23 protein-coding genes and 1 tRNA gene are annotated in these 24,711 nt (G+C 42.1%); 9 read left to right on the top strand and 15 right to left on the bottom strand.

All coding sequences use genetic code 11. The features are described from left to right. Positions 1-184 (top strand): hypothetical protein (locus G7Y37_RS09125; protein ID WP_206214113.1); only part of this gene is annotated, 184 nt, incomplete at its 5' end. On the opposite strand, the gene G7Y37_RS06010 is transcribed toward G7Y37_RS09125, so the two are convergent. The 5 genes from G7Y37_RS06010 to G7Y37_RS05990 all read right to left on the bottom strand — a co-directional run bounded on the left by G7Y37_RS06010 (position 158) and on the right by G7Y37_RS05990 (position 2,895). After that, positions 158-586, bottom strand: coding sequence for a DUF6678 family protein (locus G7Y37_RS06010; protein WP_165062567.1), 429 nt, complete (start codon positions 584-586; stop codon positions 158-160). The genes G7Y37_RS09125 and G7Y37_RS06010 overlap by 27 nt on opposite strands. A gap of 124 nt (positions 587-710) precedes the next feature. Next, complete coding sequence (locus tag G7Y37_RS06005; protein ID WP_165062566.1) at positions 711-899, bottom strand: 4Fe-4S binding protein; 189 nt, start codon at positions 897-899, stop codon at positions 711-713. A 211-nt stretch (positions 900-1,110) separates the two neighbouring features. Next, complete coding sequence (hypE, locus tag G7Y37_RS06000) at positions 1,111-2,136, bottom strand: hydrogenase expression/formation protein HypE (protein ID WP_165062565.1); 1,026 nt, start codon at positions 2,134-2,136, stop codon at positions 1,111-1,113. 74 nt (positions 2,137-2,210) lie between these two features. Further along, positions 2,211-2,633 (bottom strand): nickel-responsive transcriptional regulator NikR, encoded by a 423-nt coding sequence (gene nikR / locus G7Y37_RS05995; protein ID WP_165062564.1) that lies wholly within the window; start codon positions 2,631-2,633, stop codon positions 2,211-2,213. Positions 2,634-2,640: 7 nt separating this feature from the next. After that, positions 2,641-2,895, bottom strand: coding sequence for a dynein gamma chain protein (locus G7Y37_RS05990; protein ID WP_165062563.1), 255 nt, complete (start codon positions 2,893-2,895; stop codon positions 2,641-2,643). Between the two features lie 120 nt (positions 2,896-3,015). On the opposite strand from G7Y37_RS05990, the gene G7Y37_RS05985 reads away from it, so the two are divergent. After that, entirely contained in the window at positions 3,016-3,492 is a 477-nt protein-coding gene (locus G7Y37_RS05985) for a hypothetical protein (protein ID WP_165062562.1), read from the top strand. Positions 3,493-3,545: 53 nt separating this feature from the next. Here G7Y37_RS05985 and G7Y37_RS05980 read toward each other — a convergent pair whose 3' ends face one another. After that, on the bottom strand, positions 3,546-5,009 hold the full coding sequence (locus tag G7Y37_RS05980) for a phosphoglucosamine mutase (protein WP_165062561.1): 1,464 nt from the start codon (positions 5,007-5,009) through the stop codon (positions 3,546-3,548). A 751-nt stretch (positions 5,010-5,760) separates the two neighbouring features. On the opposite strand from G7Y37_RS05980, the gene galE reads away from it, so the two are divergent. After that, positions 5,761-6,906: a UDP-glucose 4-epimerase GalE gene (gene galE / locus G7Y37_RS05975; RefSeq protein WP_165062560.1), complete on the top strand. Its 1,146-nt coding sequence runs from the start codon at positions 5,761-5,763 to the stop codon at positions 6,904-6,906. 172 nt (positions 6,907-7,078) lie between these two features. After that, positions 7,079-7,360: a helix-turn-helix domain-containing protein gene (locus G7Y37_RS05970; RefSeq protein WP_165062559.1), complete on the top strand. Its 282-nt coding sequence runs from the start codon at positions 7,079-7,081 to the stop codon at positions 7,358-7,360. Here the strand turns inward: G7Y37_RS05970 and G7Y37_RS05965 are convergent. The 3 genes from G7Y37_RS05965 to G7Y37_RS05955 all read right to left on the bottom strand — a co-directional run bounded on the left by G7Y37_RS05965 (position 7,313) and on the right by G7Y37_RS05955 (position 8,646). Next, positions 7,313-7,816, bottom strand: a complete 504-nt coding sequence (locus tag G7Y37_RS05965) for a VanZ family protein (protein ID WP_165062558.1) — start codon at positions 7,814-7,816, stop codon at positions 7,313-7,315. The genes G7Y37_RS05970 and G7Y37_RS05965 overlap by 48 nt on opposite strands. Then, positions 7,803-8,471: an HAD family hydrolase gene (locus tag G7Y37_RS05960; protein ID WP_165062557.1), complete on the bottom strand. Its 669-nt coding sequence runs from the start codon at positions 8,469-8,471 to the stop codon at positions 7,803-7,805. Before G7Y37_RS05960 ends, G7Y37_RS05965 begins: the two co-directional genes overlap by 14 nt. Positions 8,472-8,572: 101 nt before the next feature. Further along, positions 8,573-8,646: transfer RNA gene (locus G7Y37_RS05955), tRNA-Gly, on the bottom strand. A gap of 254 nt (positions 8,647-8,900) precedes the next feature. Here G7Y37_RS05955 and G7Y37_RS05950 point away from each other — a divergent pair. Further along, the gene (locus G7Y37_RS05950) at positions 8,901-12,626 is read left to right on the top strand and encodes an N-acetylmuramoyl-L-alanine amidase (RefSeq protein ID WP_165062556.1); all 3,726 of its coding nucleotides are present in this window, start codon (positions 8,901-8,903) and stop codon (positions 12,624-12,626) included. Between the two features lie 161 nt (positions 12,627-12,787). On the opposite strand, the gene G7Y37_RS05945 is transcribed toward G7Y37_RS05950, so the two are convergent. Genes G7Y37_RS05945 through rfbA form a run of 6 tightly spaced genes read right to left on the bottom strand, consistent with a single transcriptional unit; the run spans position 12,788 to position 17,274 of the window. Beyond that, complete coding sequence (locus tag G7Y37_RS05945; RefSeq protein ID WP_165062555.1) at positions 12,788-13,111, bottom strand: DUF2304 domain-containing protein; 324 nt, start codon at positions 13,109-13,111, stop codon at positions 12,788-12,790. Beyond that, positions 13,108-13,815, bottom strand: a complete 708-nt coding sequence (locus G7Y37_RS05940) for a glycosyltransferase family 2 protein (RefSeq protein WP_165062554.1) — start codon at positions 13,813-13,815, stop codon at positions 13,108-13,110. Before G7Y37_RS05940 ends, G7Y37_RS05945 begins: the two co-directional genes overlap by 4 nt. Positions 13,816-13,824: 9 nt before the next feature. Next, positions 13,825-14,406, bottom strand: coding sequence for a dTDP-4-dehydrorhamnose 3,5-epimerase (gene rfbC / locus G7Y37_RS05935; protein ID WP_165062553.1), 582 nt, complete (start codon positions 14,404-14,406; stop codon positions 13,825-13,827). A 13-nt stretch (positions 14,407-14,419) separates the two neighbouring features. Beyond that, positions 14,420-15,433 (bottom strand): dTDP-glucose 4,6-dehydratase, encoded by a 1,014-nt coding sequence (rfbB, locus tag G7Y37_RS05930; protein ID WP_165062552.1) that lies wholly within the window; start codon positions 15,431-15,433, stop codon positions 14,420-14,422. A 39-nt stretch (positions 15,434-15,472) separates the two neighbouring features. Further along, a complete protein-coding gene (rfbD, locus tag G7Y37_RS05925; protein ID WP_165062551.1) occupies positions 15,473-16,369 on the bottom strand; it encodes a dTDP-4-dehydrorhamnose reductase in 897 nt (298 codons plus the stop codon). Between the two features lie 2 nt (positions 16,370-16,371). Next, the gene (gene rfbA / locus G7Y37_RS05920) at positions 16,372-17,274 is read right to left on the bottom strand and encodes a glucose-1-phosphate thymidylyltransferase RfbA (RefSeq protein ID WP_165062550.1); all 903 of its coding nucleotides are present in this window, start codon (positions 17,272-17,274) and stop codon (positions 16,372-16,374) included. A gap of 158 nt (positions 17,275-17,432) precedes the next feature. On the opposite strand from rfbA, the gene G7Y37_RS05915 reads away from it, so the two are divergent. The 4 genes from G7Y37_RS05915 (at position 17,433) to G7Y37_RS05900 (ending at position 24,705) form a co-directional block, all read left to right on the top strand. Next, entirely contained in the window at positions 17,433-19,481 is a 2,049-nt protein-coding gene (locus G7Y37_RS05915) for a DUF2142 domain-containing protein (protein WP_165062549.1), read from the top strand. Between the two features lie 30 nt (positions 19,482-19,511). Continuing rightward, positions 19,512-19,910 carry a glycerol-3-phosphate cytidylyltransferase gene (gene tagD / locus G7Y37_RS05910; protein WP_165062548.1) on the top strand — a complete coding sequence of 133 codons (399 nt, stop codon included), beginning with the start codon at positions 19,512-19,514 and terminating at the stop codon, positions 19,908-19,910. A 64-nt stretch (positions 19,911-19,974) separates the two neighbouring features. After that, entirely contained in the window at positions 19,975-21,660 is a 1,686-nt protein-coding gene (locus tag G7Y37_RS05905) for a CDP-glycerol glycerophosphotransferase family protein (RefSeq protein WP_165062547.1), read from the top strand. A 54-nt stretch (positions 21,661-21,714) separates the two neighbouring features. Next, positions 21,715-24,705 (top strand): glycosyltransferase, encoded by a 2,991-nt coding sequence (locus G7Y37_RS05900; RefSeq protein ID WP_206214112.1) that lies wholly within the window; start codon positions 21,715-21,717, stop codon positions 24,703-24,705. Positions 24,706-24,711: the final 6 nt, after the last annotated feature.

The following is a 24,711-nucleotide window of genomic DNA, read 5'->3' as shown; positions in this document are numbered from 1 at the left end:
GATATTTAGTGACACTGAAAATCGCTATGAAATCAACTGTTTGCAACAGCTATTACGTCGCAAATCTGCTCAATTGCAACTTTTAATGTATACAAATCTTGCAGAAAACTTGCAGAAAACTGGCACACCTGCTTTTCGCGTTGAAGAAATTAACCCGTTATCTGTATCCGTAAATCGTATATAGTCCGTTATCCTCTTCGTAGGGTATCGAATATTTGCGCAGAGCTTCTACGAACTCTTTTTCGCAATCGTGCCATACTTTTTCTTTAACCAAATATCCGCCTGTAAGTTCAAAAAAGTGCGGTCTAACTTTTACCCATTCAATCGTCTTATAAGTTGAGAAATTGAAATTTTCGTCGTCGTAATAATCAATAGAAAAAGGACCTTCACCTTTAAGCAAATAGGAACTGTATTCGCTGTCATCAAAAAGAGTTTTGTAATCATATGGTGGTTCGAAAGGCAGTTCTTCGCGCATAGCTTTTATAAACTCACTCCACTTAGTGTTGTTCATATAACTTACTAAGTTTCGTTCGGAAATAATTTTGGCAATTTTTTCGCGTTCGGTTTTCTTTGAAGAACTGTTCATGCTCAATACCTGCTTGTTGTTTTTATACTTAAAGAAACAGCATAGCGCATATTTTGCGCCTAAAACACGAAGACCGGACATGTAGCCCGGTCTTCGCCAAATGCATTTTTAGCTTGCTAATCTACTAGTCTTCAACTATCTCCGTAATAGCGCCCATGGGGCATTCCTCAAGACAATCGCCACAAGCTATGCAAGCATCTTCGTTTACAGCGTCAGCTACGCCGCCGACAACTTCCAGAACCTCTTGCGGGCATGCGTCAACGCATATACCGCAGCCGATGCACTCGTCAGCCTCAATAACAGGATGCGACATAGAATCAACTCCTTTTCGTGTCGTTGGGAATGCGTCGCAACGCACCTCGTCTACCCAATGGCTTTGCTAGCGGCACAATACCATTACCAGAATAGGATGCAACCCTAAAACCGCTCAACGGACAACTCTACGTTAAACAAACTACAAAAACTATGCCAATTAAGCACCATGACGCTTAATTGGCATAAATTAGCAATAATTTAGCAATAATTTAGCAGATTCTAGGAAGTTGTTCGCCAACCAGCATATCTAAAATACGTGTACTACCGAAAGCTGTACGCAGCATAACGCGCGGAGTGCGATCAGAAGGTGTAGCATCAACTTCGCCGATGATTGCCGCGTCAGCTCCGTATTTGTTTGCGCGCATAGTTTGCAGCGCCGCTTCAGCCTGATCGGGCGCTACCACACACACCATTTTTCCCTCGTTGGCTACTTGAAGCACATCATAACCAAGCATTTCGCAAGCTCCCATTACCGCTGGTTGTACCGGAATAGCCGTTTCTTCAACGGTGATATCCACTTGTGCTTGTGCAGCCAGTTCATTTAACGTAGAGGCAAGACCCCCGCGTGTAGGATCGCGGAAACAGCGCACGTTTGGTGCAGCTTCCAAAACATCAGCTATAAGATGATTCAAAGGTGCAGCGTCGCTTTCGACGTTTGCCGTAAACCCCAAGCCTTCGCGCTGACTCATTATTGTTATGCCGTGGTCGCCTAGAGTGCCGCTAATCAATACTTTGTCGCCGGGGCGGCATTGCGCCCCGCCCAGATGCACGCCGGCGCGTATTACGCCTACGCCGCTAGTGTTTATGAAAACACCATCGCCATGACCCCGGTTCACAACTTTTGTATCGCCAGTAACAATGCGTACTCCCGCTTCAGCAGCCGCGCTAGCCATGCTTTCGCATATGCGGCGCAAATCGTCTAAGGGGAACCCTTCTTCTAAAATCATGCCGCAGCTAAGCGCTATGGGGGCAGCTCCGCTAGTGGCTACATCGTTTACGGTGCCGCACACAGCTAAGCGCCCAATATCGCCGCCCGGAAAGAAATGAGGAGTAACTACAAACGAGTCTGTTGAAAACGCAAGTTGACTATCGGCAGAAGGAGACGGCAACACAGCCGCGTCGTCGCCAGTGGCTAGCGCGTCATTGCCATAAGCGCGCATGAATACTTCGTCTATGATGCGCTTCATCATGGTTCCGCCACTGCCGTGACCGAGCATCACTTTCTCGTCAGCCATTTTTCCTCCAAATTGAGAATTTCAAAATTATCCTAGCTTCACAATAGCAGCACTACAGTCCGGCAAACAAACCATTACATGTACTCACCAGTTGTAGTAAGCACCAATTTGCCGCTTTGCACGCCTTTCGTGCCAAGGATTAAATTCGCCACGTCCTGCACAAGTGTTACTTCACCGCGCAATACTATTACTTCTAAACACGTATGCGCATCTATATGAACATGCACTGTAGACACTATATTTTCGAAGTAGTCGTGCTGAATGCTATGCAGCTTTTCCTGCAGGTCGTTCGAATGATGGCTGTACACAATAGTAAGCGTACCCATAACTATACTGCCGGGCATAGAGCACTTTGACTCTATCAAAGCTTCGCGCACTAAATCGCGCACCACCTCGCTGCGGTTTTTCGCAAGACCACGCCGTGCCACAAGCTGGTCAAACTCCATAAGCAGTTCTTCGGGCATGGCCACCGAGAACCGCATAAGATCTTGTTTCATAAAACGCCTAAACTAAACTAACAGTAACGCCACCAGCCGCTTCGGCATCATCCTCAATAGCGTCTTTTGCTTCGTCAAGCAGCGCGCGAGCATCGTCGAGCAGCGCCTGAGCCGCATGCAGTTTCTCTGAAACGGTTGCGAACCCAGCATCTTCGGCATTGTGAGCCAGATTATGTGTCCAGCGGCGCTCTAGCTTCAAATGGTCGTCTATTTGTTCAATCATCAATTCCAGTTGCCCTGTATTTACCCCGTTAGTGCACATATTTTCCTCCGTAATACACCGCAAGTGCGCCTTATCAAGTCATACATGCCGCATCGATCTTTAGCTTCGAATGCTAATATTCTTTTTAATAGGCTGATGAAGTTTATGCAAGGGGTTGGTGTGAAGAATCCTGCGAACAGTAACATTTACGAAGTCAACGCACGCAATGTGCTTGAAGCATATGCCGAATTTCTGGACGGAACGCCAGATTCGCTTCTTGTTGTTGTGTCGGAACAGGTGCCCAACTCTGAAATGCAAGATGCTATAAACAATTCGGCTAAACGCCTTGGGTTCAAACAAGACATAGCATGGCTTCAGCTGTATGCCAAAAATGAAGCTGCCAACAATAATCTGTCTCTTGGTGCTAAAGATTTAATGAGCATTATAGAAGGAATCGATCCCATTGCGCTAATTGTGCTAGATTCCGCCAGTGTAGGGCTGCTAAGCGAAGCTTATCGCTGCAAGATTCCTAAAAATGCGCATTGCAGAGTGTTCGGGCGTAACGCCGTTACACTCTGCAATTTCGCAGACATGTTGAAAGATGACGACTTAAAACAGCGCGCATGGGCGTTGCTGAAAAAGCTGGCATCTAATTAGCGCGGCATCTGCATTGCGCACACAGCATTTATGCGATTGTTTGCCTTGTGCTGCTATGCGCCATTCTCAACAATGCCTTGTGCCCAATCAAGCAGCGCCTCCACCTTATCTGTAGTTTCAGCTTCGGCGTATATACGCACTAGCGGCTCGGTGCCAGAAGGACGCATCATTACCCAAGCATCGCCTTCTAGCATGAATTTCACACCGTCGCGTCTGTCTTCGCCAACAACACGGCTGCCACACACTTTTTCAGGTGCAAAATTCGGAATGGTTTGGTTGCGGAAATTGCTCATCTGCGCATCGCTGACAGTAAGTCCGCGACGAGCAAATTCCAAATGCCCCAAATCTTCTAGCATTTCGTCTACTAATGTGCCTAAATCTTTGCCGGTTTGTGCCATCGTTTCAGTTAGCAGAAGCGCCATTAGCAGTCCGTCGCGCTCTTTCACGTGACCGGGCAGTCCAATTCCGCCCGACTCTTCGCCGCCAACCATAACTCCGCCTTTTTCCATTTCGCCATAAATCCATTTGAAGCCAACCGGTGTAGATATTAGCTCAAGCCCTAGTTTGCGGCACAAACGGTCAAGCAAGGCGGATGCTGTTATTGTAGATACCACGCGCCCGGTTTCGCCACGATTTACCATGTGCTGAGTTATGAGGGTAATTATGCGATGCGGATTCACAAAATTGCCGCGTGAATCGCCTGCGCCAATGCGGTCGGCATCTCCGTCGTTTATAAACAGCGCATCGTAGCCTAACTCGCGTACCTTCGCCAAACCTCGGTCAACCCATGGTGGAATTGGCTCAGGATGTAAGCCGTCAAACGTAGGATCGGCTGCGTTGTTTATTTCGACAACTTCTACGCCCATATCGCGCAACAAATTTGCAAGATAAGCGCGACCCGCACCGAAAAGAGGGTCCACCACAATGCGCAGATTTGCGGCGCGAATAGCCTCTGTGTCTACAAGTTCTCGCAGCGCTGCTAAATATGGTGTCATAAGATCGACCTCAGCAACAGTGCCAACTTTGTTCGATACGTTGGCGCTGTTGGCGCTTTGGGCGTTCGCACCGTCGGATGCATTTTCGATAGCATCCATAGCTTGCTCTACCCGGTCGGTGAATTCCTTAGGGCTAGCGCCGCCATCAGCCATGCGCAGCTTAACACCCAAATATTCGGCAGGGTTGTGCGAGCTGGTAAGCATTATGCCGCCAACGGCTTCATCATCGTGGGCAACCGACCAACAAAGTGTAGGTGTGGGGCAATAATCTTGAGTTAGCTTTACGCGGAAGCCGTGATTGGCAGCTGTATTTGCAGCTATTTCGGCGAAATGATGTGCATCTAGGCGACAATCGTGCCCAACGTACAAAACGCCCGGCGCATCTGCTTTCGCACCCGCCTTAGCTGCATCTTCTGCGAATATCAATGCAGCTGCATTCACTACTTTTCGCAAGTTTTCTTCAGTGAAACCTTCGCCAATAATGGCTCGCCAGCCATCGGTTCCGAAATGTATGTCAGACATACTATCTCCTTGATCGGTTTATACTGCCCATTTGATGCCTACTATTTAAAAGTACGGTTTCTGCGTCACTGCGAAACATTGTTTGCAATGCCATTAGTGCAGTACATAAATTGTCGAGAAAGATTATAGCAACGCCCTGCGTAATGCGCACAATACACAGCTTCTTTTGGTACGCTTTTTGCTCTGTTCTCAGTTTTTGCTTCGTTAGTGCAAAATTTTCCGAAAAATGGTCAAAACTTCCGACTTTCCATGGTAAGAAAGGGTAAAAAGTGTCCGCCGGCGTGTCGCTTGATGCTGTTTGCCCAGTGTTCTCCATAATTCAGGTTAGCTATGCAGCATACCAACCATGGAAAGTCGGAAGTTTTGACCATTTTGGTCTGTTTATTTGACTAGGAGCTACTCAAAAGTTATGGGAAAACATTTGCTGTGAAGAAAATATGTGAATAACGCTAAATCTAGCATTTTTCTAGACTTTACTCTTGCGCGTTTGTAAAAGTTAGCCTATTCTAACTTGCGTAGAACAACTCGTGCAACCCCCACTACATAAGCACAGTTGTTTCTCACCTCCTCTCTTTTGCTTTTGAGGTGATCTGCTCTCCTCGTCTTGCAGATTCGCCAACAAACAAGCCCTCGTCTCCCCGAGGGCTTGTTTGACATTTGAATCCGAATAGGAATTTAACCCCGTAATTGTCAAAATTTTATCGTCTTTTTCTATAATGTAGCGAAATAGTAATCGTCCATAGGAGCAAAGATGGCGAACAAATCGCTTGCAAAGAAGCCGAACGAGATTACCGTATTAGTTACCGGCGGTGCTGGTTTTATTGGCAGCCACACTACGGTAGAGCTGCTTCAACGCGGCTATAACGTAGTGGTGCTTGACGACCTTAGCAATTCAAACCCTGTTGTGCTAGATCGCATACGGCAAATAGTTGACATTCCTGCAAACTCTTCGCAGCTGGTTTTCGTGGAGGCTTCCATTCTAGACCGCGAGGCGCTCAAGCGTACTTTTGACACTTTCCCTATAGACGTAATAATCCACTTCGCAGGCTTTAAAGCGGTTGGCGAATCGGTGCAAAAGCCACTGGAATATTACTGGAACAACGTGGCGGGCACGTTGGTGCTGCTAGATGTTGCGCGCAGCTACGGCGTGAAAAACATTGTGTTCTCATCTAGCGCTACGGTGTATGGCGAACCCGATTTTGTTCCACTAACTGAGGCAGCACCCAAACATAACGCAACGAATCCGTATGGTCAGACGAAAAGCATGCTTGAACAGGTTCTAACCGATACCTACATTGGCGATAACGAATGGAATGTAGTGCTGCTGCGCTACTTCAATCCAATTGGCGCGCACGAAAGCGGGCTAATTGGCGAAGACCCCAAAGGTATTCCGAACAACTTGCTGCCTTATGTAGCGCAAGTTGCTGTGGGAAAACTTGCGCGCGTTGGCGTTTTTGGCGACGACTACCCAACGCCTGATGGCACAGGCGTGCGCGACTATGTGCATGTGGTCGATTTAGCGCGTGGGCATGTTGCGGCGCTTGATTGGATGGGCGGCAGTGCCGGAACGCCTGATGGCGGCATAACCACAGGTGATGCCAGCATATCGGGCACGCCCGATAGCGATGGTACTCGTCGAGGTGTGGGGATATTCAACCTTGGAACCGGTAATGGCTCTAGCGTTTTTGATGTAATTCACGCTTTCGAAAAAGCAAGTGGGCGCGAAATACCTTACGAAGTTATGCCGAGGCGCTCTGGCGACATAGCCGAAAACTACGCCGCTGTAGGTAAGGCGCGCGAACAACTTGGTTGGGAAGCGGAATACGATTTGGATCGCATGTGCGAAGACGGTTGGAGATGGCAGTCTAACAATCCCAACGGGTTTGAAAGCGCTTGAAAAATAATGAACGGATGCTGTGCAATATGTACTGCGGCGACATATGGTGCCGCCAGCACTAAAAGCGTAAAAATGTCTAAAACTTATGGTGAAATTAAAATAATTAGATGAAATAGCGAAATTGTAAACGTTCGCTTACGCAATTATCAAAACCGCCGTATACGCTGTAAAGATGCAATTTTCGCAGCGCAATACTCAGCTTTACCCCAAACATACCCAGCTTACCTTAGAAGAAGCAATAACACTGGGTCTAAATGTAGCGCGCCTGCGAAAAGAACAGTCGATGAGCATAACAACTTTTGCTCAAGTTGCTGGCATTTCTAGACCGACGCTTTATAAGATAGAAAGCGGCGAATCGGACTTGAAACTTTCAATGATTACGCGCGTTGCTCAAGCGCTAGATACGTCAGTTCTCGACCTGCTTACGCCGCACAATTCGTCTAGCCGCCGCTAACCAAATAGCAGCTCCTAGCATTGCGCCAGCTGTGTCCACTATCCAATCAATAGGATCGCATGCCCGGTCGGGAACAAAAATTTGATGCACCTCGTCAGTTATTGCATATATGCTGGCAACCAATACAGCCAGCAAGAATATAAGCAGCCAGCGGCGACTGAAGTGCTTTCCGAAAGCGTTCGCTAATAAAGCGCCAAAAACGGTAAATTCGCAAAAATGCGCAATAGATGATGCTAAATCTACTCCGGGACCCAAGTAGCGCATCTGGATATCGTTTAACCACTGCTTAACGAGTGCAATAAAGTCGTCGCCTTCATTTAGGTCGCTTCCGGTATGGGCAGACATGAAGAAAATAACCAGCGCCCATATTATTACCAGACCCCAAGACAGAGCAATAAGCCATATGGCGTTGGAATTTTTGGTGCTATTTTCGCCGTACTTATTAATCAACTGCATATGCAAGTAATTCTTCCGCAGAATTCACGATAGCATCAGGAATAGCCTGCGCCCCTTGGTCTGCAAAATTATCTGGATTGTTGTAGCCCCAGCGCACCGCTATTGCGAAAAGACCAGCATTATGTGCCGCTCGCATATCACCTGCTGAATCGCCAACATAAACAGTATGCTCGGGCGTAGTTTGAAGCGACCTGACCATCATGTTGATTCCGGTAGGATCGGGTTTGCGCGGCACCGCTGGGCTTTCGCCTAGCATGTCATCAATCATGCCGGGAAGCCGAATGCTTACTATCTGATCGACCCCAGCCTGCAGCTTGTTCGACACCACGCCTATGCGCACGCTTCGTGTCCGTAACTGTTGCAGCACATCTACGATACCCGGATAGGGGTGCGTGTGCTCAAAATATTCTTGGAAGTGATCGTTCCATATTTGCATGGCGCGGTCGGTAATTTCTTCGGGCGCGCCTTCGGGCAATGCCTGATACATAAGACGACGAACTCCGTTACCAACAAACGATAGAATTTCGCTTTCTGAACGCTCGGGATAGCCAACTTCGCGAAGAATGCGGTTTGCTAGCAGCGTTAGATCGGGCAGCGTGTCTAGCAGCGTACCGTCTAAATCAAAGATGAACGTGTCGAATTTCCGCGCTGTCATAGGCTTCCCTTTCGCATTCGTTTTATTGCAAGCATGCCTGCAATAGTATTGTACGAAAATGCAAGCCGCAGTTTGTTCGACAAGGCGAACCGAGATTAAAATGGAGCGGGCGACGGGAATCGAACCCGCGTCAGGAGCTTGGAAGGCTCCGGTTCTACCATTGAACTACGCCCGCAATGTAAACGAATTATAACCGAAGTGATTCATAAGCACGAATAAACCAGACGAATAATTCATTGAGCGGCTTTGAGAAACTTTGCAACTTAACCGCAACCCTAAACGCAACGTTAGGGGTGTGGACGCACCTACATAATTGTTAGACTTTGTTGTAGTTTTTTACGAAACTCGGCTGTAAGGCGGTAAAATACTACACTGTTGCAATATGCAAAATCATATTTATGAATATATGAAGAGGTTTATGGGGGTTGTATGCGCAGTACACAAAAAGCAATAGCTGTAATGCTTAGTCTAACTCTTTCATTCTCGTTATTGGGAATACCGGCGTATGCTGCAGAGGACGAGGTTGACGCAAATCCTACAACTGAGTTGCCTATTTCGGATATTGCTGATGTAGATGACAACACTGATGAAAAACAAGATGTAGACGTCAATGCTCAAGACGAATCTAGTAAAGCAGATATTTCGGTTGAAACCGAAACTGTCGATAGTACAGAAAATACAAATTCAGAGATCGACAATAAAACCGACACAGCCGTTGAAGATGTGGCAACTAATGTAAGTATGGATGATGCCATTGAGTTTATTTATATAGACAAGGCTATTTTGGCTATTGGTGAAGAACAACAAATAGCAATTGGTTTTAAGAAAAGCGATCCTATAGATGAAGCTACATTAAAATTAGAAGTTGCAGGTCAAGAGACTTCTCTTTCTATCGAAGCAACAAACATAGTTAACAATGCAATTTTATTCTCAAAAAAGTTTAATAATGACTCTGAAGCTCTTGGTTACATGCTGGCAGAATTGAGATACAAGATTGCTGACAAAGAATATTTTATTGATTTTGGTGCTGCTGAAATAAAGAATATAGATTGCGATAGTGATTCAGAAAATATTGAAGTTATTGAAGATGTAGCTTCTGCCAAAGCTGAGACAACTGATTCTGGTTATGCAGCCTATGCTTTTGATGTTGTAACTCAAGATCTTTCTAATGCGATTTCCGATTCGTCTGAAATGGGAAACGAAGATGTTTCTGTTTTTGCTCTTGGCGAAAATGGTGATATAACAGCAGCCGAAAGCGTTGAAGATGCTGTACAGATAGCTGATGCTGATGGTGCTTCTAATGTTAAAGAAGACAAAAATATCGTGAAAGATAGCACCGTCAAAGCTCTCGGTGGAATACTTGTTTCTAGTGAAGCGAAAAATGCAGCCGAAGCTGCTGATATAACTGGTAGTGTCGATGCTACTAATCCTGATGGGTCACCAACTGTTGCAAATGGTGAAAGCGCAGATTTTACCCAAGAAACACTTGGTGAAAACGAGGAAAGCAGCGAGGAGTCGCCCGAGCCAGAAGATGGTAATTTCTTTACTAATGCATTGGATGCAATAGTTGGATTTTTTGCAAATTTATTTGGAGCAGGAAATGCTTGGGGTAACGCATCGTCTGCTCGCTTTGATTATCTAATTGTGGCAATTGATCCAGGTCATGGTGGCAGCGACCCTGGAGCTTGTGCAAATGGCATAAGAGAAAGTGATATTAACTTATCAATTGCTTCTCATTTGAGAGATGAACTTGCTACTTACACGGGCGTTACACCTTATATGACCCGTAATGGAGATAATTATGTAGGAATTCAAGAACGTGTAGACAAAGCTGCGGCTGTAGGAGCTCATGTATTCGTAAGTGTGCATTGCAATTCTGCTGATTCCTTGGCGGCTTCGGGATCTGAAGTATGGGTTCCAAATAATAGTTCTTATTTAAATGACAAACATGCAGAGGGCAGCTCATTAGGTCAGAAGATTTTAGATCAGTTAGGATCTCTGGGACTTTCTAAACGCGGAGTAAAAACTAGAAATACAGAAAATAACAGTAAGTATCCGGACGGTTCTCTTAGAGATTATTATGGTGTTATTGCAGGCTCTCGCGAGGCTGGAATTCCGGGAATAATAGTTGAGCATGCTTTTATTAGCAATGCAAATGATGCTTCTTTCCTCAAGAGTGATTCTAACCGTAAAAATCTTGGTGTGGCTGATGCAACTGGTGTAGCTAATCAATATGGATTACTAAAAGCCAATATTGCTGCACAGAATGCATTGGTTTCAGTGAAATCTCATGTTGCTAATCTCGGTTGGGAAACAGCCGTATACGATCGTAAAGTTTCAGGAACGGTTGGTAAAAATAGAGGTATTGAAGCTTTCCAGATTGACCTAATGAATGGTGCTAAAAATTCAGGTGGTATTACTTACAGATCTAACACTAACGGTGTGTGGGGTGCTTGGGTTTCTAATGGTGCTACCTCTGGTACTACTGGAAAAAATGCTTCTATACAAGCTGTCGAGATGCAACTGACTGGCAATGCTGATAGTCAATATGATATTTATTACAGAGCGCATGTTGCCAATTTAGGATGGTTAGGCTGGGCTAAGGGTGGTCAGAGTGCTGGATCCTCTGGATATGGCTATGCGGTAGAAGCAATTGAAGTAGCTGTTGTTCCGCAGGGAGCTCAGGCACCTGGTGATGTTAATGGCTCTTATATGATTAAGCAACAACCTCTAGTAACCTACTCAACGCACGTGCAAGACATTGGGTGGCAGGCTAATGCTGCAGACGGAGGCACTGCAGGCACTACAGGTCGCGCTTTACGACTTGAAGGTATAAAGGTTAATGTGCAAAATACAGGCTATTCAGGAAGCGTTCGCTATCGCACTCATATTGAAAATATTGGCTGGGAAAATGATTGGAAATCAAACGGAGCTGTTTCAGGAACGACTGGTAGAGCACTTAGACTAGAAGCCATACAGATTGGGCTAACAGGTGATGTTGCTAATAATTTTGATATTTATTATCGAGTCCATGCCGAGAATATTGGTTGGATGGACTGGGCAAAAAATGGTGAAAGTGCTGGAACAGCGGGCTACGCCTATCGCCTTGAGGGAATCCAAATCAAATTAGTTAAAAAGGGTAATAGCGCTCCTGGATCTACTAATGAACCTTTCCGAGCTAAGTATGTTAAATACTCTACTCATGTAGAGAATATTGGGTGGCAAGGCAATGTTTATGACGGTGCAGTTTCAGGCACAACAGGGCACGCTTTACGGCTTGAAGGCATAAAGATTAATATTCAAAATACAGGCTATGCTGGCGGAGTCGATTATCGTACGCATGTCGAAAATCTTGGATGGGAAAATAACTGGAAAAGCAATGGGTCAATGTCGGGAACTTCTGGGAGAGCCCTTCGACTTGAAGCAATTCAAATAAAACTTAACGGTGAAATTGCCAGCCGTTACGATATTTATTATCGAGTCCATGCTCAAAATATTGGTTGGATGGATTGGGCGAAAAATGGAGCAAGTGCCGGCACCGAGGGATATGCCTATCGCTTAGAAGGCATTCAAATTATGTTGGTGAAGCATGGCGTTGCCGGACCAACTAATACGGCTGAACCTTTTCGCGATGCAAAGCAAATGAAAATAATGGGTGCTTCTACTACTTCAGTTGATCAGATGGTGCGTTATTTCAATTCTCAAAAGAAACAGTATCCTGCTTCAACATATGCATCCAAGGGTGCTGGTGATATAAATGCGTTCTGCAAGATAGTTATGGAAGAGGCGCAGGCTGAAGGAGTGCGAGCAGAAGTTGTTTTCTGTCAAGCTATGAAAGAAACTGGTTGGCTTCAGTTTGGTGGTCAAGTCAAAGCTGATCAATGTAACTTTGCTGGTTTAGGGGCTACAAATAATGGGGCAAATGGCGCGACTTTCCAAGATGTTCGCACTGGTATACGTGCTCAGGTTCAACATCTTAAAGCATATGCATCTACCGATAAATTAAAGAATACATGTGTGGATCCCAGATTCCACTTAGTTAAACCACGCGGTTGTGCTCCTTATCTTGAAGACTTAAATGGTAGATGGGCTGTTCCCGGACAAGGATATGGACAAGCAATCGCTAACATGATTCTGAATATGCTTAACAAGTAAACAGGATTCTTCGGTACAAAGTACACAAACTGTAAAGGGGCTGTAACAGAAGTCCCATCAATAAGAAACCCGCCACAATATGTGGTGGGTTTCTTGCATTTCATTTCAATATATAGCGGTTCAAGATAATCATTCAAGACTTTTGTTGCAGTCCCTTTTTGCTAAAGCTTCTTGTTTAAAGCATCAGTTTGAGCTAATTGCGCCATTTTTTCTTTTAAACGAGCTATTTCAGCTGTTTGTATAAATTCTCTTAGCAATAACACAGCCACTACGCATAGGAATACAAAATTTGATGGCGATTGAATACCCAACAGATCTGACAAAAAGAAAACTATCTGAGGAAATATAGCAATAATTACCAAACAAACTGCAAATACAAACCAAAAAATAGCATCTGATGTCTGTAGTTGAGACTTTCGAATTTTACGAAGCATATAACAGAGCGTAAGGACAGCGCCTAAAATCAAAGCTATAGTTAGCTTCATAATTTAATCTTCTTTCTGAACCATTGTACGAAAAGAATAGAAAAAGCCATTTGAAGCATATATGTAATAGATTTTGTGAAATTAAGATAACTTTCTCCAGCGATTCTTTCACGCATTTCTACCTGTACTTCTGACACTGAAGCTCCGCTACGCATTAAAAAAGACAATGTATCGGGCTCGGGCTCAAGATCGTTATGCTTTGCAAAGCAACGTATCATTCGTTTATTAAAAAGTCGCATTCCTGACGTAGGATCTTGAATTCTTTTTCCAGTAGTCAATCTAATCATGGTAGTAATTAGCTGAGAACCTATCATGCGAGCAGATACAGGTTTTTTTTGAGAGCAAAATCTAGATCCAACAACAATATCTGAATTGAGCTTTTGAGCGCTTTCTAACATGGCTGAAATATATGCCGCAGAATGTTGACCGTCTGCATCAAATTGCACAGCATAATCGTAGTCATTTTCCAGTGCATATTTCATGCCTGTCTGGAAAGCTCCAGATAATCCCAAATTTATCGGCAGTGAAAGAAGATTATAATTATGTTCTTTGCAAACTTTTACAGTTTTGTCTTTTGAGCCGTCGTTAACTATCACATAGTCAACATTAGATGCATTGTTCTTAAGGTCCCCAATTGTAGATACAATGCTATCCTGCTCGTTGTATGCAGGAACAATCGCAATTATCTTTACGTCTGAATTCATATAGAAATCTTAACGCTTAAACCCAGGATGCACTTTATCTTTTTCGCTAAGGATAATTTTTGATTCGTCAAAAGTGGAGTTGCCAGATAAAGGTGGCCATTCAATACCTATAGCAGGGTCGTTCCACATCAACCCGCCCTCGTCGTTGGGATGATAAACGTCGTCGCATTTGTAGCAGAATTCAGCCGTATCGCTTAGAACCAAAAAACCATGCGCGAAACCTCGGGGAATAAAGAATTGTCGGCGATTTTCTGCAGACAGCACAACGCCTTCCCATTTCCCATACGTCGGGCTGCCTTCGCGCAAATCTACCGCTACATCAAAAACTTCACCTTGCGTTACGCGCACTAGTTTGCTTTGCGGGTGATTTATCTGAAAATGCAAACCCCGCAGCACTCCGCACGTGCTAGAAGATTGATTGTCCTGTACAAAATCGACATCGATTCCACCGGCAACAAAATCGGGCTTTTTGTATGTTTCCATGAAGTAGCCGCGATCGTCACCATAGGCTTTAACATCAACAATTATTACGCCGTCAATGCCAGTTTTGGTAAAAGTAAAATTGCCACTTTGTATACATTCTGCCGACATGCCAACCGCCTCTCTACTGACCCTGCTTGGCATATTTTGCTTCTACAGCCTCTTTTGCGCTGACCCACCAATCGCGATTGTTGCTGTACCAATCTATAGTGGCATCTAATCCTTTATCAAAATTAGTATGTATCGGTGTCCATCCAAGTTCTCTACGCAGTTTAGAAGAGTCAATTGCATAGCGACGGTCGTGTCCCGGTCTGTCACGCACCCAATCAAAATCATCTGGCTGTTTTCCCATGCGCGATAAAATAGAGCGCAGCACTTCTAAATTATTCTTTTCTCCATCGGCTCCAATTAGATAAGTTTCGCCGGCTTTACCTTGTGTAAGGATTGCCCACACAGCGCTGGAATGGTCTTCAGTATGAATCCAGTCGCGAACATTTAGCCCGTCACCATAAAGTTTTGGACGTATATCGCAAAGAATATTCGTAATCTGTCTGGGAATGAACTTCTCAATATGCTGTCTTGGACCGTAGTTGTTTGAGCAGTTAGAAATAGTGGCATTCACACCATAAGTACGATGCCATGCTCGTACCAGCATATCGGAAGATGCCTTAGTAGAACTATATGGGCTAGACGGATGATATGGAGTATCTTCGGTAAAACGCGCTGGGTCGTCTAAGGCTAAGTCGCCATATACCTCGTCAGTGGATATGTGATGGAAACGCACACTATGCTTTCTAGCAGCTTCGAGCAAACGATAAGTTCCCTCTACATTTGTGCGAATAAATGGTTCTGGATCGGCAATAGAATTATCGTTGTGCGATTCTGCAGCAAAATGAACTATTGCATCTGATTCCGGGACAAGTTGCTCTAGAAGTTCAGAATCGCAAATATTACCATGGACGAAAGTCATGCGGTTTTCAGGAATACCGTTCAGGTTTTCGCGATTCCCTGCATACGTTAGAGCATCTAAAACGGTCACATGAACACCGGGCTGATTGTCTACAACCCAGTGAACAAAGTTACTTCCAATGAATCCAGCACCACCGGTTACTATTATGTTGTTAAATGTATTGCTCATAAGTTATCTTCCTTATTACGGCATATACTTAATGGTAGTTTATGCTCCTAGTTCTGCCAGTTTATCCATATACTCAGCGAGCGCGTCTTGCCAAGGACGCATTTCGTTGCCGATAGTTGATTCCAAATGTTTATTTTTCAAACTGGAAAATGCGGGGCGATTAGCACTTTCAGGGTGAGCGGCTTTGTATTCTTGGCTGGTGCAGCGATTCACTGTGCAGTTTGTATTCGCAAGAACAGCTTCGGCGAAATCTGCCCACGAGCAGGTTCCTTCATTTGTAACATGCCATATGCCATAGTCGTTAGTTAGCGCTATTTTTAGTATCTCGTAAGCTAAATCGTTTGCACTAGTGGGGTTGCCCAGCTGATCGTTTACAACAGTTACCTCATCGTGCGATTCCGCCAAGTGCAACATCGTTTTTGCGAAGTTTTTGCCCACGTGCCCATACAACCATGCGGTGCGCACTATGTGATGACGATTGTTAGCACTTGCTACAAGTTTTTCACCTTCAAGCTTAGTGCGACCATATGCGCTTATTGGATTAACAAGATCCGATTCAACGCGCTCGCCAGGTTCATTACCCGCGAAAACATAGTCGGTAGAAACATGCACTATAGGAATACCATGCTCTTTCGTAGCACGGGCTAAATTCCAAGCCCCTATAGCGTTAACCAACTTTGCCGTATTTTCGTTTGCCTCGCAGCCATCAACATTTGTCATTGCGGCACAATTTATAACTAGATCATATCTGCCAAGCTTAATGGCATCCATCACGGCTTTTTCGTTTGTTATATCAAGATCGGGAGTGTCGGTATATACAACTTCAGCATCGCGGTATTCTTCGGGAATTGGACCAATTTCAGCTGTGCCACTTTCGAGCAGCCTTCGTAATTCGTTGCCAAGTTGCCCAGATGCACCTGTTATAAGAATACGCATAGTTAATCCTTATATTTGCTAGGAACAATACGTCCCTCAGCTACCTTCATTAGATGCTGACCATAAGTGCTTTTGCCATACATTTTTGCAGCTTCAATTAGTTGTTCGTGGGAAATCCATCCATTTTCGTAAGCGGTTTCTTCAATGACCGAAACTGAAAGCCCTTGACTGCGTTCCACCGCGCGAACGAACTCTGATGCTTCGAAGAGGCTTTCCATGGTTCCTGTATCTAGCCAAGCATAGCCCCTGCCAAGCGTTACTACATTTAGAGTGCCATCGGATAAATACATTTGATTAAGCGTGGTTATTTCCAGCTCGCCGCGGTCGCTTGGTTTTACTTGTTTTGCCAATTCGCATACACGATTATCGTAGAAGTAAAGCCCAGTTACGGCATAATTGCTCTTGGGATGCTGAGGCTTTTCCTCAATAGAGATAGCATTAAAGTTATTATCAAATTCCACTACACCGAAACGCTCTGGGTCGTCCACGTAATAGCCAAAAACTGTGGCGCCCCCGTTTGTTTCGGCAGATTCAACAGCGTTGCGCAAATGACGCTTTAAGCCGTTGCCATAGAATATGTTGTCGCCAAGCACCAACGCGCAAGAATCGCCGGCAATAAAATCTTCTCCAATTATGAATGCCTGTGCAAGCCCGTCGGGAGATGGCTGTTCTGCATAAGAAAGATGCACACCGTAGCGCGATCCATCACCCAAAAGCCGTTCAAAATTTGGAAGATCAGTAGGGGTCGAAATTATAAGAATTTCTTGAATGCCCGCCATCATAAGCACTGACAGCGGATAGTAGATCATCGGTTTATCGTAGACTGGTAGCAACTGTTTGCTAGTTACCGTAGTAAGAGGGTAAAGCCGCGTGCCACTTCCTCCAGCAAGAATTATGCCCTTCATATGCGCCTTTCGCTGTAATAATCTCTAAGTTAAGATTTTAGCATCAGGGTATCTAGTATCCAAAATAATATAATTGTTTATAAACATATACGTATAAAAACGATAAGAAAACAAAATATGTAAAGCGCAATAATCGACTACTAAAGAAAGACAAGAGGATGCTTACAGCAATTAAGAATTCAAAAATGTATGGAGTTTATAAAACCAGCACACGAAGCACACGAATGAGTTTAATTTTTAGTGTGCTATACGACATTCTGTTAATTGTTGGCTGCGTTTGCGCGTTAGATCACTTTTCTTTAGTAGAAATATTTTTTCTGTTTTCAATGGCAATCCTTTTTCAAATTGTAGCTGTGTTTTCAATTCAAAGAATTTGGTTTTCTAGTTCAGATAAGTTTAACGGTAAATTTTGTGCTGCATTAATTATTGCTTCTTTGGGAATTGGGCTTATTTTAGAAGGTTGTACCGTAGCGGGTTCATCAGCTTATAGCCTTTTTAACATAACTGATTGGAATTTAAGACGCTACATTCTTTTTTGTTTCATTGCTTATTCTGGGATAGTACTTGCTTATGCCGTTAGCCTGAAAACCCGTTTAATCAATGGGCTAAGGCATATCAAGCATATCAAAAAGAAACAAATAGTTATTGCTTGCAGTATTTTGGTTGTTTCTTTAGGTATTGCTTGGTTTGGTGGAATTTGTGCGAGTAATTTTTTTTCGTTATCTAGTTTTCCGGTTTCATTGTCTATTTTTGCAATTGCGCTATGCATTTCTTTTATTGTTGTGCTTTATCGTAATCATTTTTCCTTTGAGGCGTTCTTTCTTCCGCTTGCTCTTTCAGTTGGAATTTGTATGGCCGTAATACCTCCGGCCATTACTGGTATATCGTGGGATGATCAAATTCATTTTTCGCGAGCATGCGGAATATCTTATTTGATAGATCCTTCTTTTTCTGAAGGCGAACGCTTGTTGGCGACTGCTGCATACAATTTTGAAACATTAATGCCTGACAAAAGTTCAAAATCAATTAGTGCTTATGACGATGCACTTAATGAAATACAATCTCAGAATTATGTTTCTCATAGAGGAGCTGTTGATGCTGACGGTGGAGCGTCCATCTTGTCTGTTACATCGCTTGGTTACACTCCACTAGTAGTTGGACTGTGGTTTGGGCGTTTGCTCCATCTGTCTTTATCTCAAATTTTTATTTTAGGTCGCATATTTAATGTGCTTTTTTATATTGCGATATGTTACATAGCAATACGGACAATTCCCGTTAAAAAAACTTTACTTGCAGTGGTTGCTCTTATTCCTACGAGTTTTTTTCTCGCATCTAGTTATTCATATGATGGTTGGCAAAATGCACTCTTTTTATTGGCTATCGCAATGACTATCAAGCAAATTTATAAGAAAGATCTAATTGGCACTTGGGATATAGTTTTGTTGCTAGTTGTATATTTTTTGGCTTTAGCTCCAAAAGCCATTTACTTTCCTTTAGTAGGTCTGCTTTTCCTAATACCTAAAAGAAGATTCAGTTCCAAGTTTATTTGGAAGATATGGATTGTTTTAATTTTGCTATTTGCCATGTTCATGATTGCCTCTTTTGCTTTCCCGTTTATGTTCCAAGGAGCATATGGAAACGATATGAGGGGTGGTGGAGCAGTAAATTCAAGAGAACAGATTGCATTCATTTTGAATAATCCAAGTGTCTTTTTTAATATCGTTTGCTCTGAAATGTTTAATGTGTTTTTCAATCCAGTGAATTTTAGTCGAGCCTCTATCCATTTTGCCTATCTTGGCAGCCTAAGCAATATAATCCCGTTTTTGAATATAACCCCATTTTTATTGCTGCTTTTTACAGCTATTTCTGACAGCGACTCCGGTTCATACAATTTAACTAATTGGCGCGTAAGAATTTGGATAACTATTCTGTTGTCAGCTATTACAGTATTGATAATTACCAGTCTTTATATATCATTTAACGAGGTAGGCAGCATTTCATATACTCAAAATGGAGTAATCGAAGTTCAAGGAGTGCAAGAAAGATACATCTTGCCACTAGTATTTCCTATACTGGCATTTTTATTGAATTTCAGAATAACTAATGAAATGAACTACAAATCTTACTCATTATGCCTACAAACCGGAATGACAATAATTGGCTGGGTGTGCATTAGTATGCTCATGATTGCTCCAATGGTGATATAGGAATGTTAAATATTTAGGAGTGTACAAGCAATGAAACGCATAATTACGTATGGATCGTTCGATCTTCTACATTACGGACACATTAATCTTTTACGTAGAGCTAAAGCTTTAGGCGACTATCTAATTGTGGCTCTTTCGGAAGACGATTTTAACACCCAGAAAGGCAAGAGTTGTTATTTCTCGTATGAGAAGAGAAAACAACTTCTTGAGGCCATACGGTATGTCGATCTTGTAATTCCAGAAAGTTCTTGGGAGCAGAAAAGTTCTGATATGCATGAATATCATATTGATATTTTTGTCATGGGTGACGACTGGAAAGGAAAATTTGATTATCTTAAAGACAATGGAGTAGAAGTAATCTATCTTCCTCGTACACCAGAGATTAGTACAACGCGGATCAAATCAGATTTAAATTTGGATAAAGCATAGTTGACTAGATACTTGCAAAAAGTATCGTGTTTAATTCATATATCTTCTAGAAAAGGGGCTTGACGTGAATACGATTAATCCAAATTTAGCCGTTTTCCAATCATGGCCTGATTTTTCAGATAATCCAAGAGCGCTATACGAATACATTTCTTCGTGTACTAATCTTGAAACTTTTTGGGTAGTACATGATCCTAAAGTATGTTGCCTTATGAAAGAAAAGGGAATTAGTTGCGCAGTAGAAGATTCTGAAGAGGCAAGAGAAAAAATTGCGGAAGCGCAGTTCCTAATATCAGCAGCATATGAATTAGCATACGAAAAACGCATAGGACAAATTTTTATTGCTGCATGGCATGGCTTTGCATTAAAGCTTACTGGTTTCTTTGATTCTGCGGTTACATCGCAAGGTTTCTTTTCAAGCATACGTGCAATTAGCACTCAATTCGACATAGTAGCTTCAACATCCAAAGCCGGAAGTTTGCTTTTTTCGGGTATGTATGCATGTGATCCTCGCAAAGTATTTGCAGTTGGTTTTCCGCGAAATGACTATCTTTTTTCAGAAGACGGTAAAAAACATTTGTCAAGCCTGCTTGAGGTTGATATATCCAGTAGTAAATTAATTCTGTATTTACCTACTATGAGAAAAAGCCTTAAAGAAGAAGGTGCGCAATTTATAGATAATATATTTAATTACAAGGATTACGATCCTGCTGCAATCGATCGTTGCCTTACTGATAATGATGCGTATTTATTGGCTAAACTGCATCCATCTGATAATGTGCTGTTTGATTTAAAATCTTTTGAACTTCCCTCTAGAATGATTCTTTTAGATTCAGATATTTTTACAGATAATCTACTTACCATATATCATGTATTGAATGCTTTTGACTGTTTGATTACAGATTATTCTTCTATTTATGTCGATTATCTTTTACTTAATAGACCTATCGTATTTTCATGCCCCGATTTGCTTCAGTATGGTCAAGATCGAGGTTTCTGTGTGGATGATCCGACACTTTTAATGCCTGGTGCTGTTGTAAAAGCGCAACATGAATTAATAAAAATTCTCGAATCAATTTTAGGCGGAATCGATGATTACGCATCAAGAAGAACAGAAATATTCTCTTTTTTTCATACATACAAAGACGGCGACTCTTCAGAGCGAATATATAGATTGATGGAAAAGGCACGTATTAAAATGCCGTCAGATGTCGCAAAAGACGAGATTGATTTATATCTCAATTCCTATCTTCCACTTTATCAATACACTTTGAATATTAAAGGAGAGATATATTTTGATTTTGGAGAAGGGTTTCATGGTGTTGACAAGGTAATTATTCCTTATTATGCAGGAAAAGAGCGAATTAAAATTCAGGTAGATATTCCAAATGGTGTCGAAAGAATAAGGTTCGATCCCTGCGAAGTGGGTCGTTTTGCTATAAAGAATTTATGCATAACTATCGGAGACGAAAGTGCTTCCTACGAAAGTATCCGGGGATTAGAAATTAATGATACGCTTATCTTTTATAAGCTAGATCCATATATAGTCATATCTTTAAAAGGGTATAAATCTAGACAAGTTACTTTAGAGTTCGATGCAATCGATCTACTATCTAGTGATCAAAAATCCGAAGATAGCTTAAAACTATTAATTGACGCATATTTAGAACAAAAAGAAAAAGAGCGCAATAGTATATATGGTTCAAAATTATGGAAGCTAATGCAAAGATTCAAGTGGATATTACAAAGATAGTAGTTGTAAAATTAAATGTTTAAGCCTTAATAAACATATTTAAAGAGAGATTAAATGAGCAAAATAGATACTGCGAAAAAGCTGTTTAAGCTTTCAGTTAAAAATCCTAAAAGTTATATAAAGACAATTTCGTATGCATTGAAATATGGACTTCACGGAGTACGTTCGCGCTTTCATGAAGAGTTGGTTCTTGAGGAATCAAATATGGCAATGAAGGATATAAAACCTTCATCCGTTAAGGGAAAAATGCTTATTTCAGTAGTTATTCCAACTTATAACGTTGAAATAAAGTGGATAGAAAAGGCAATTGAGTCAGTCGAATCACAATCATATGAGAATTGGGAGCTTTGTATAGTTGATGATGCATCAGAGAGCGAAATGCTTAAAGATTATCTACAGTCTAAGCAAGGCAACAAAATTAAAGTTCTCCTGTTAAGCAGCAATGTTGGCATATCTAACGCCAGCAACGAAGCTATTGCTTTAGCTAACGGTGAATACATAGTTATGCTTGATCATGATGATGTACTTTTTCCTACTGCTCTTGAAGAGATATATGCATGCGCATCAACTACTCACGCAGATATCGTTTATAGCGATCATGATGTTATAGATGCTGAGGGAAATAGATTATCAGTATTGTATAAGCCTGACTGGTCTCCAGATTTAGTTTTATCTCAAATGTATATAGGACATTTGCTTGCGTTTAAAAAGTCTCTCTTTGAGGAAGTTGGAGGATTTGACTCTAGATTTGATGGTAGTCAAGACTACGACTTGTTTCTCAAAATGTCTGCGAAAGCAAATTGTATAGAGCATATTCCACAAGTATTATATTCTTGGAGATCTTTACCTACCTCTACCGCTACAAACCCGCAAGCGAAACCGTATGCGCAAACAGCTGGATTAGATGCCGTACAATCACACCTCGATAGAGTTCTGGGAAACGGTGTGGCTAATGTAGAAGAAACTGATAATCTTTTTGTTTATGATGTTCGCTATCCAATTCCAGAAAACACTAAAGCATCTATCATTATTCCGATTAAAGATAAAATTTCCGATTTAAGTATGCTTATACAAAGCATTGATAATGCAAAGACGAATGTTGATTTTGAGATCATAATTCTGAATAACAATTCTGTAGAACCTGCGACAAATATATATCTAAACGAACTTTTATCCCATCGCGATAAAACAAAAGTAGTAGATGCGAAATACGAATTTAATTGGTCGCGTTTAAACAATGATGGAGTTGTCAATGCAAATGGAAATGTCTTTGTATTTATGAACAATGATATGGTAGTTTTATCGGACTACTGGCTAGATAGGCTTGTAGAGAATGCTCTTAGACCAGATATTGGTGCTGTAGGAGGGCTACTTCTTTATCCTGATGGAACCATCCAACATGCTGGTGTAGTTATAGGAATGAATGGTTGGGCAGACCATGTGTTCAAAGGTATGCAGCCGATACATTTTGGAAGCCCATTTATTTCACCGGTAGTACAGAGAAACGTATCCGCTGTTACTGGTGCCTGTATGGCAATTTCAAAAGAAACTTTTGAAATGCTTGGAGGATTCAATGAGGATTTCTTAGTATGTGGAAGCGATGTTGAAATCTGTCTTAAAGCCGAGAAACATGGATTGCGTAATTTGTATTTGCCACAAGTTCGTCTAGAACATCACGAATCCAAAACTCGGGATCCTGAAGATATACCTGAAATAGATTTTGTATTGTCAGAACAGATGTATCGAATATATCGTATGACCGGAGACCCGTACTACAACGTAAATCTAAACATAAATTCCTATATTCCGAAGGAATTATCTTATAGAGAGCGTGTTAGACAGCAAATATCGGAAAGACTACATATTACTATTCCTGAGATTGATAATATTGCTTTTGCGTACGACGGAAACAGCAACGAATCGGCTGTACGCTTAACCCTATGTTTGCCTTCCATCAATCAAGAAGATATATATGGTGGCATTTCAACTGCACTTAAATTTTTTAATGATTTGAAAAGTAGATTGGGAACAGATTCAAGAATTTTAGTATTTGATACAGAGCCTAGAGAGTCTGATGTTGATATAAGTTTTCCTGAATATGAAATTGTTAAATTAGGTGGCAGTTCTAATGCTAAGAATCAAATTATTAATGCTGTTGGTAGATCTACAGAACAGTTAGAAGTAAGTAATAAGGACTGGTTTATTGCAACGGCATGGTGGACAGCATATTGCATACAAGAATCTATGTCGTTGTGTATGCAGCAAAACCCAAATGCAAAATTTAATCCCCTGTTGTATCTTATCCAAGATTATGAACCAGGTTTTTATTCATGGTCATCAGAGTATCTTTTAGCTGACGCAACTTACAAAAATCAAAATCCGACAATAGCAATATTTAATTCCATACAGCTTAGAGATTATTTCGATAAAAACGGATATAGCTTTGCGAAAGAATATACATTTGAGCCGTTTTTGAATCCTGTTTTAAAGGCACGATTGTTGGAACATGAGGGCACTGTTTCAAAGAAACGCCAAATTCTTGTATACGGACGTCCGGAGACTGATAGAAATGCGTTTAGTTTAATAATAGAAGCGTTACGTAAATGGATAGACATATACAATCAGAGCAGTATGTGGGATATCGTTTCTGCCGGAGAAAATCATCTTCCGGTTCCATTAGGAAAGGGAAGATATCTCGTATCGGTAGGAAAATTATCATTAGATATGTATGCAAACGTGCTTTCTGAATCATATGCAGGGATTTCTCTTATGGTTTCTCCGCATCCAAGCTATCCGCCTTTGGAAATGGCTTCTTTCGGAGTTGAAGTTATAACAAACAATTATTCAGTAAAAAATTTGAGTAGTTTTGGGAAATCTATACATTCTCTTGACGTTGCTACGCCTGCAGCTATTGCCGGAAAGCTGCAGGAGATTTGCGATACTTACGAACTTGAAAAGCCCTGTGGTGAAGTGCTCGAATCCTATATCGATAACGAAAATATGTTCCCTTTTATAGATGATTTAGTACAGGTTATAAGAGAATAGAGCAGT

This window comes from Adlercreutzia sp. ZJ154 (assembly GCF_011039055.1).
Taxonomy (GTDB): Bacteria; Actinomycetota; Coriobacteriia; order Coriobacteriales; family Eggerthellaceae; genus Adlercreutzia_A.
Note: the sequence above shows the minus strand (reverse complement) of the source record. Positions and strands in the feature narration are given on the sequence as shown.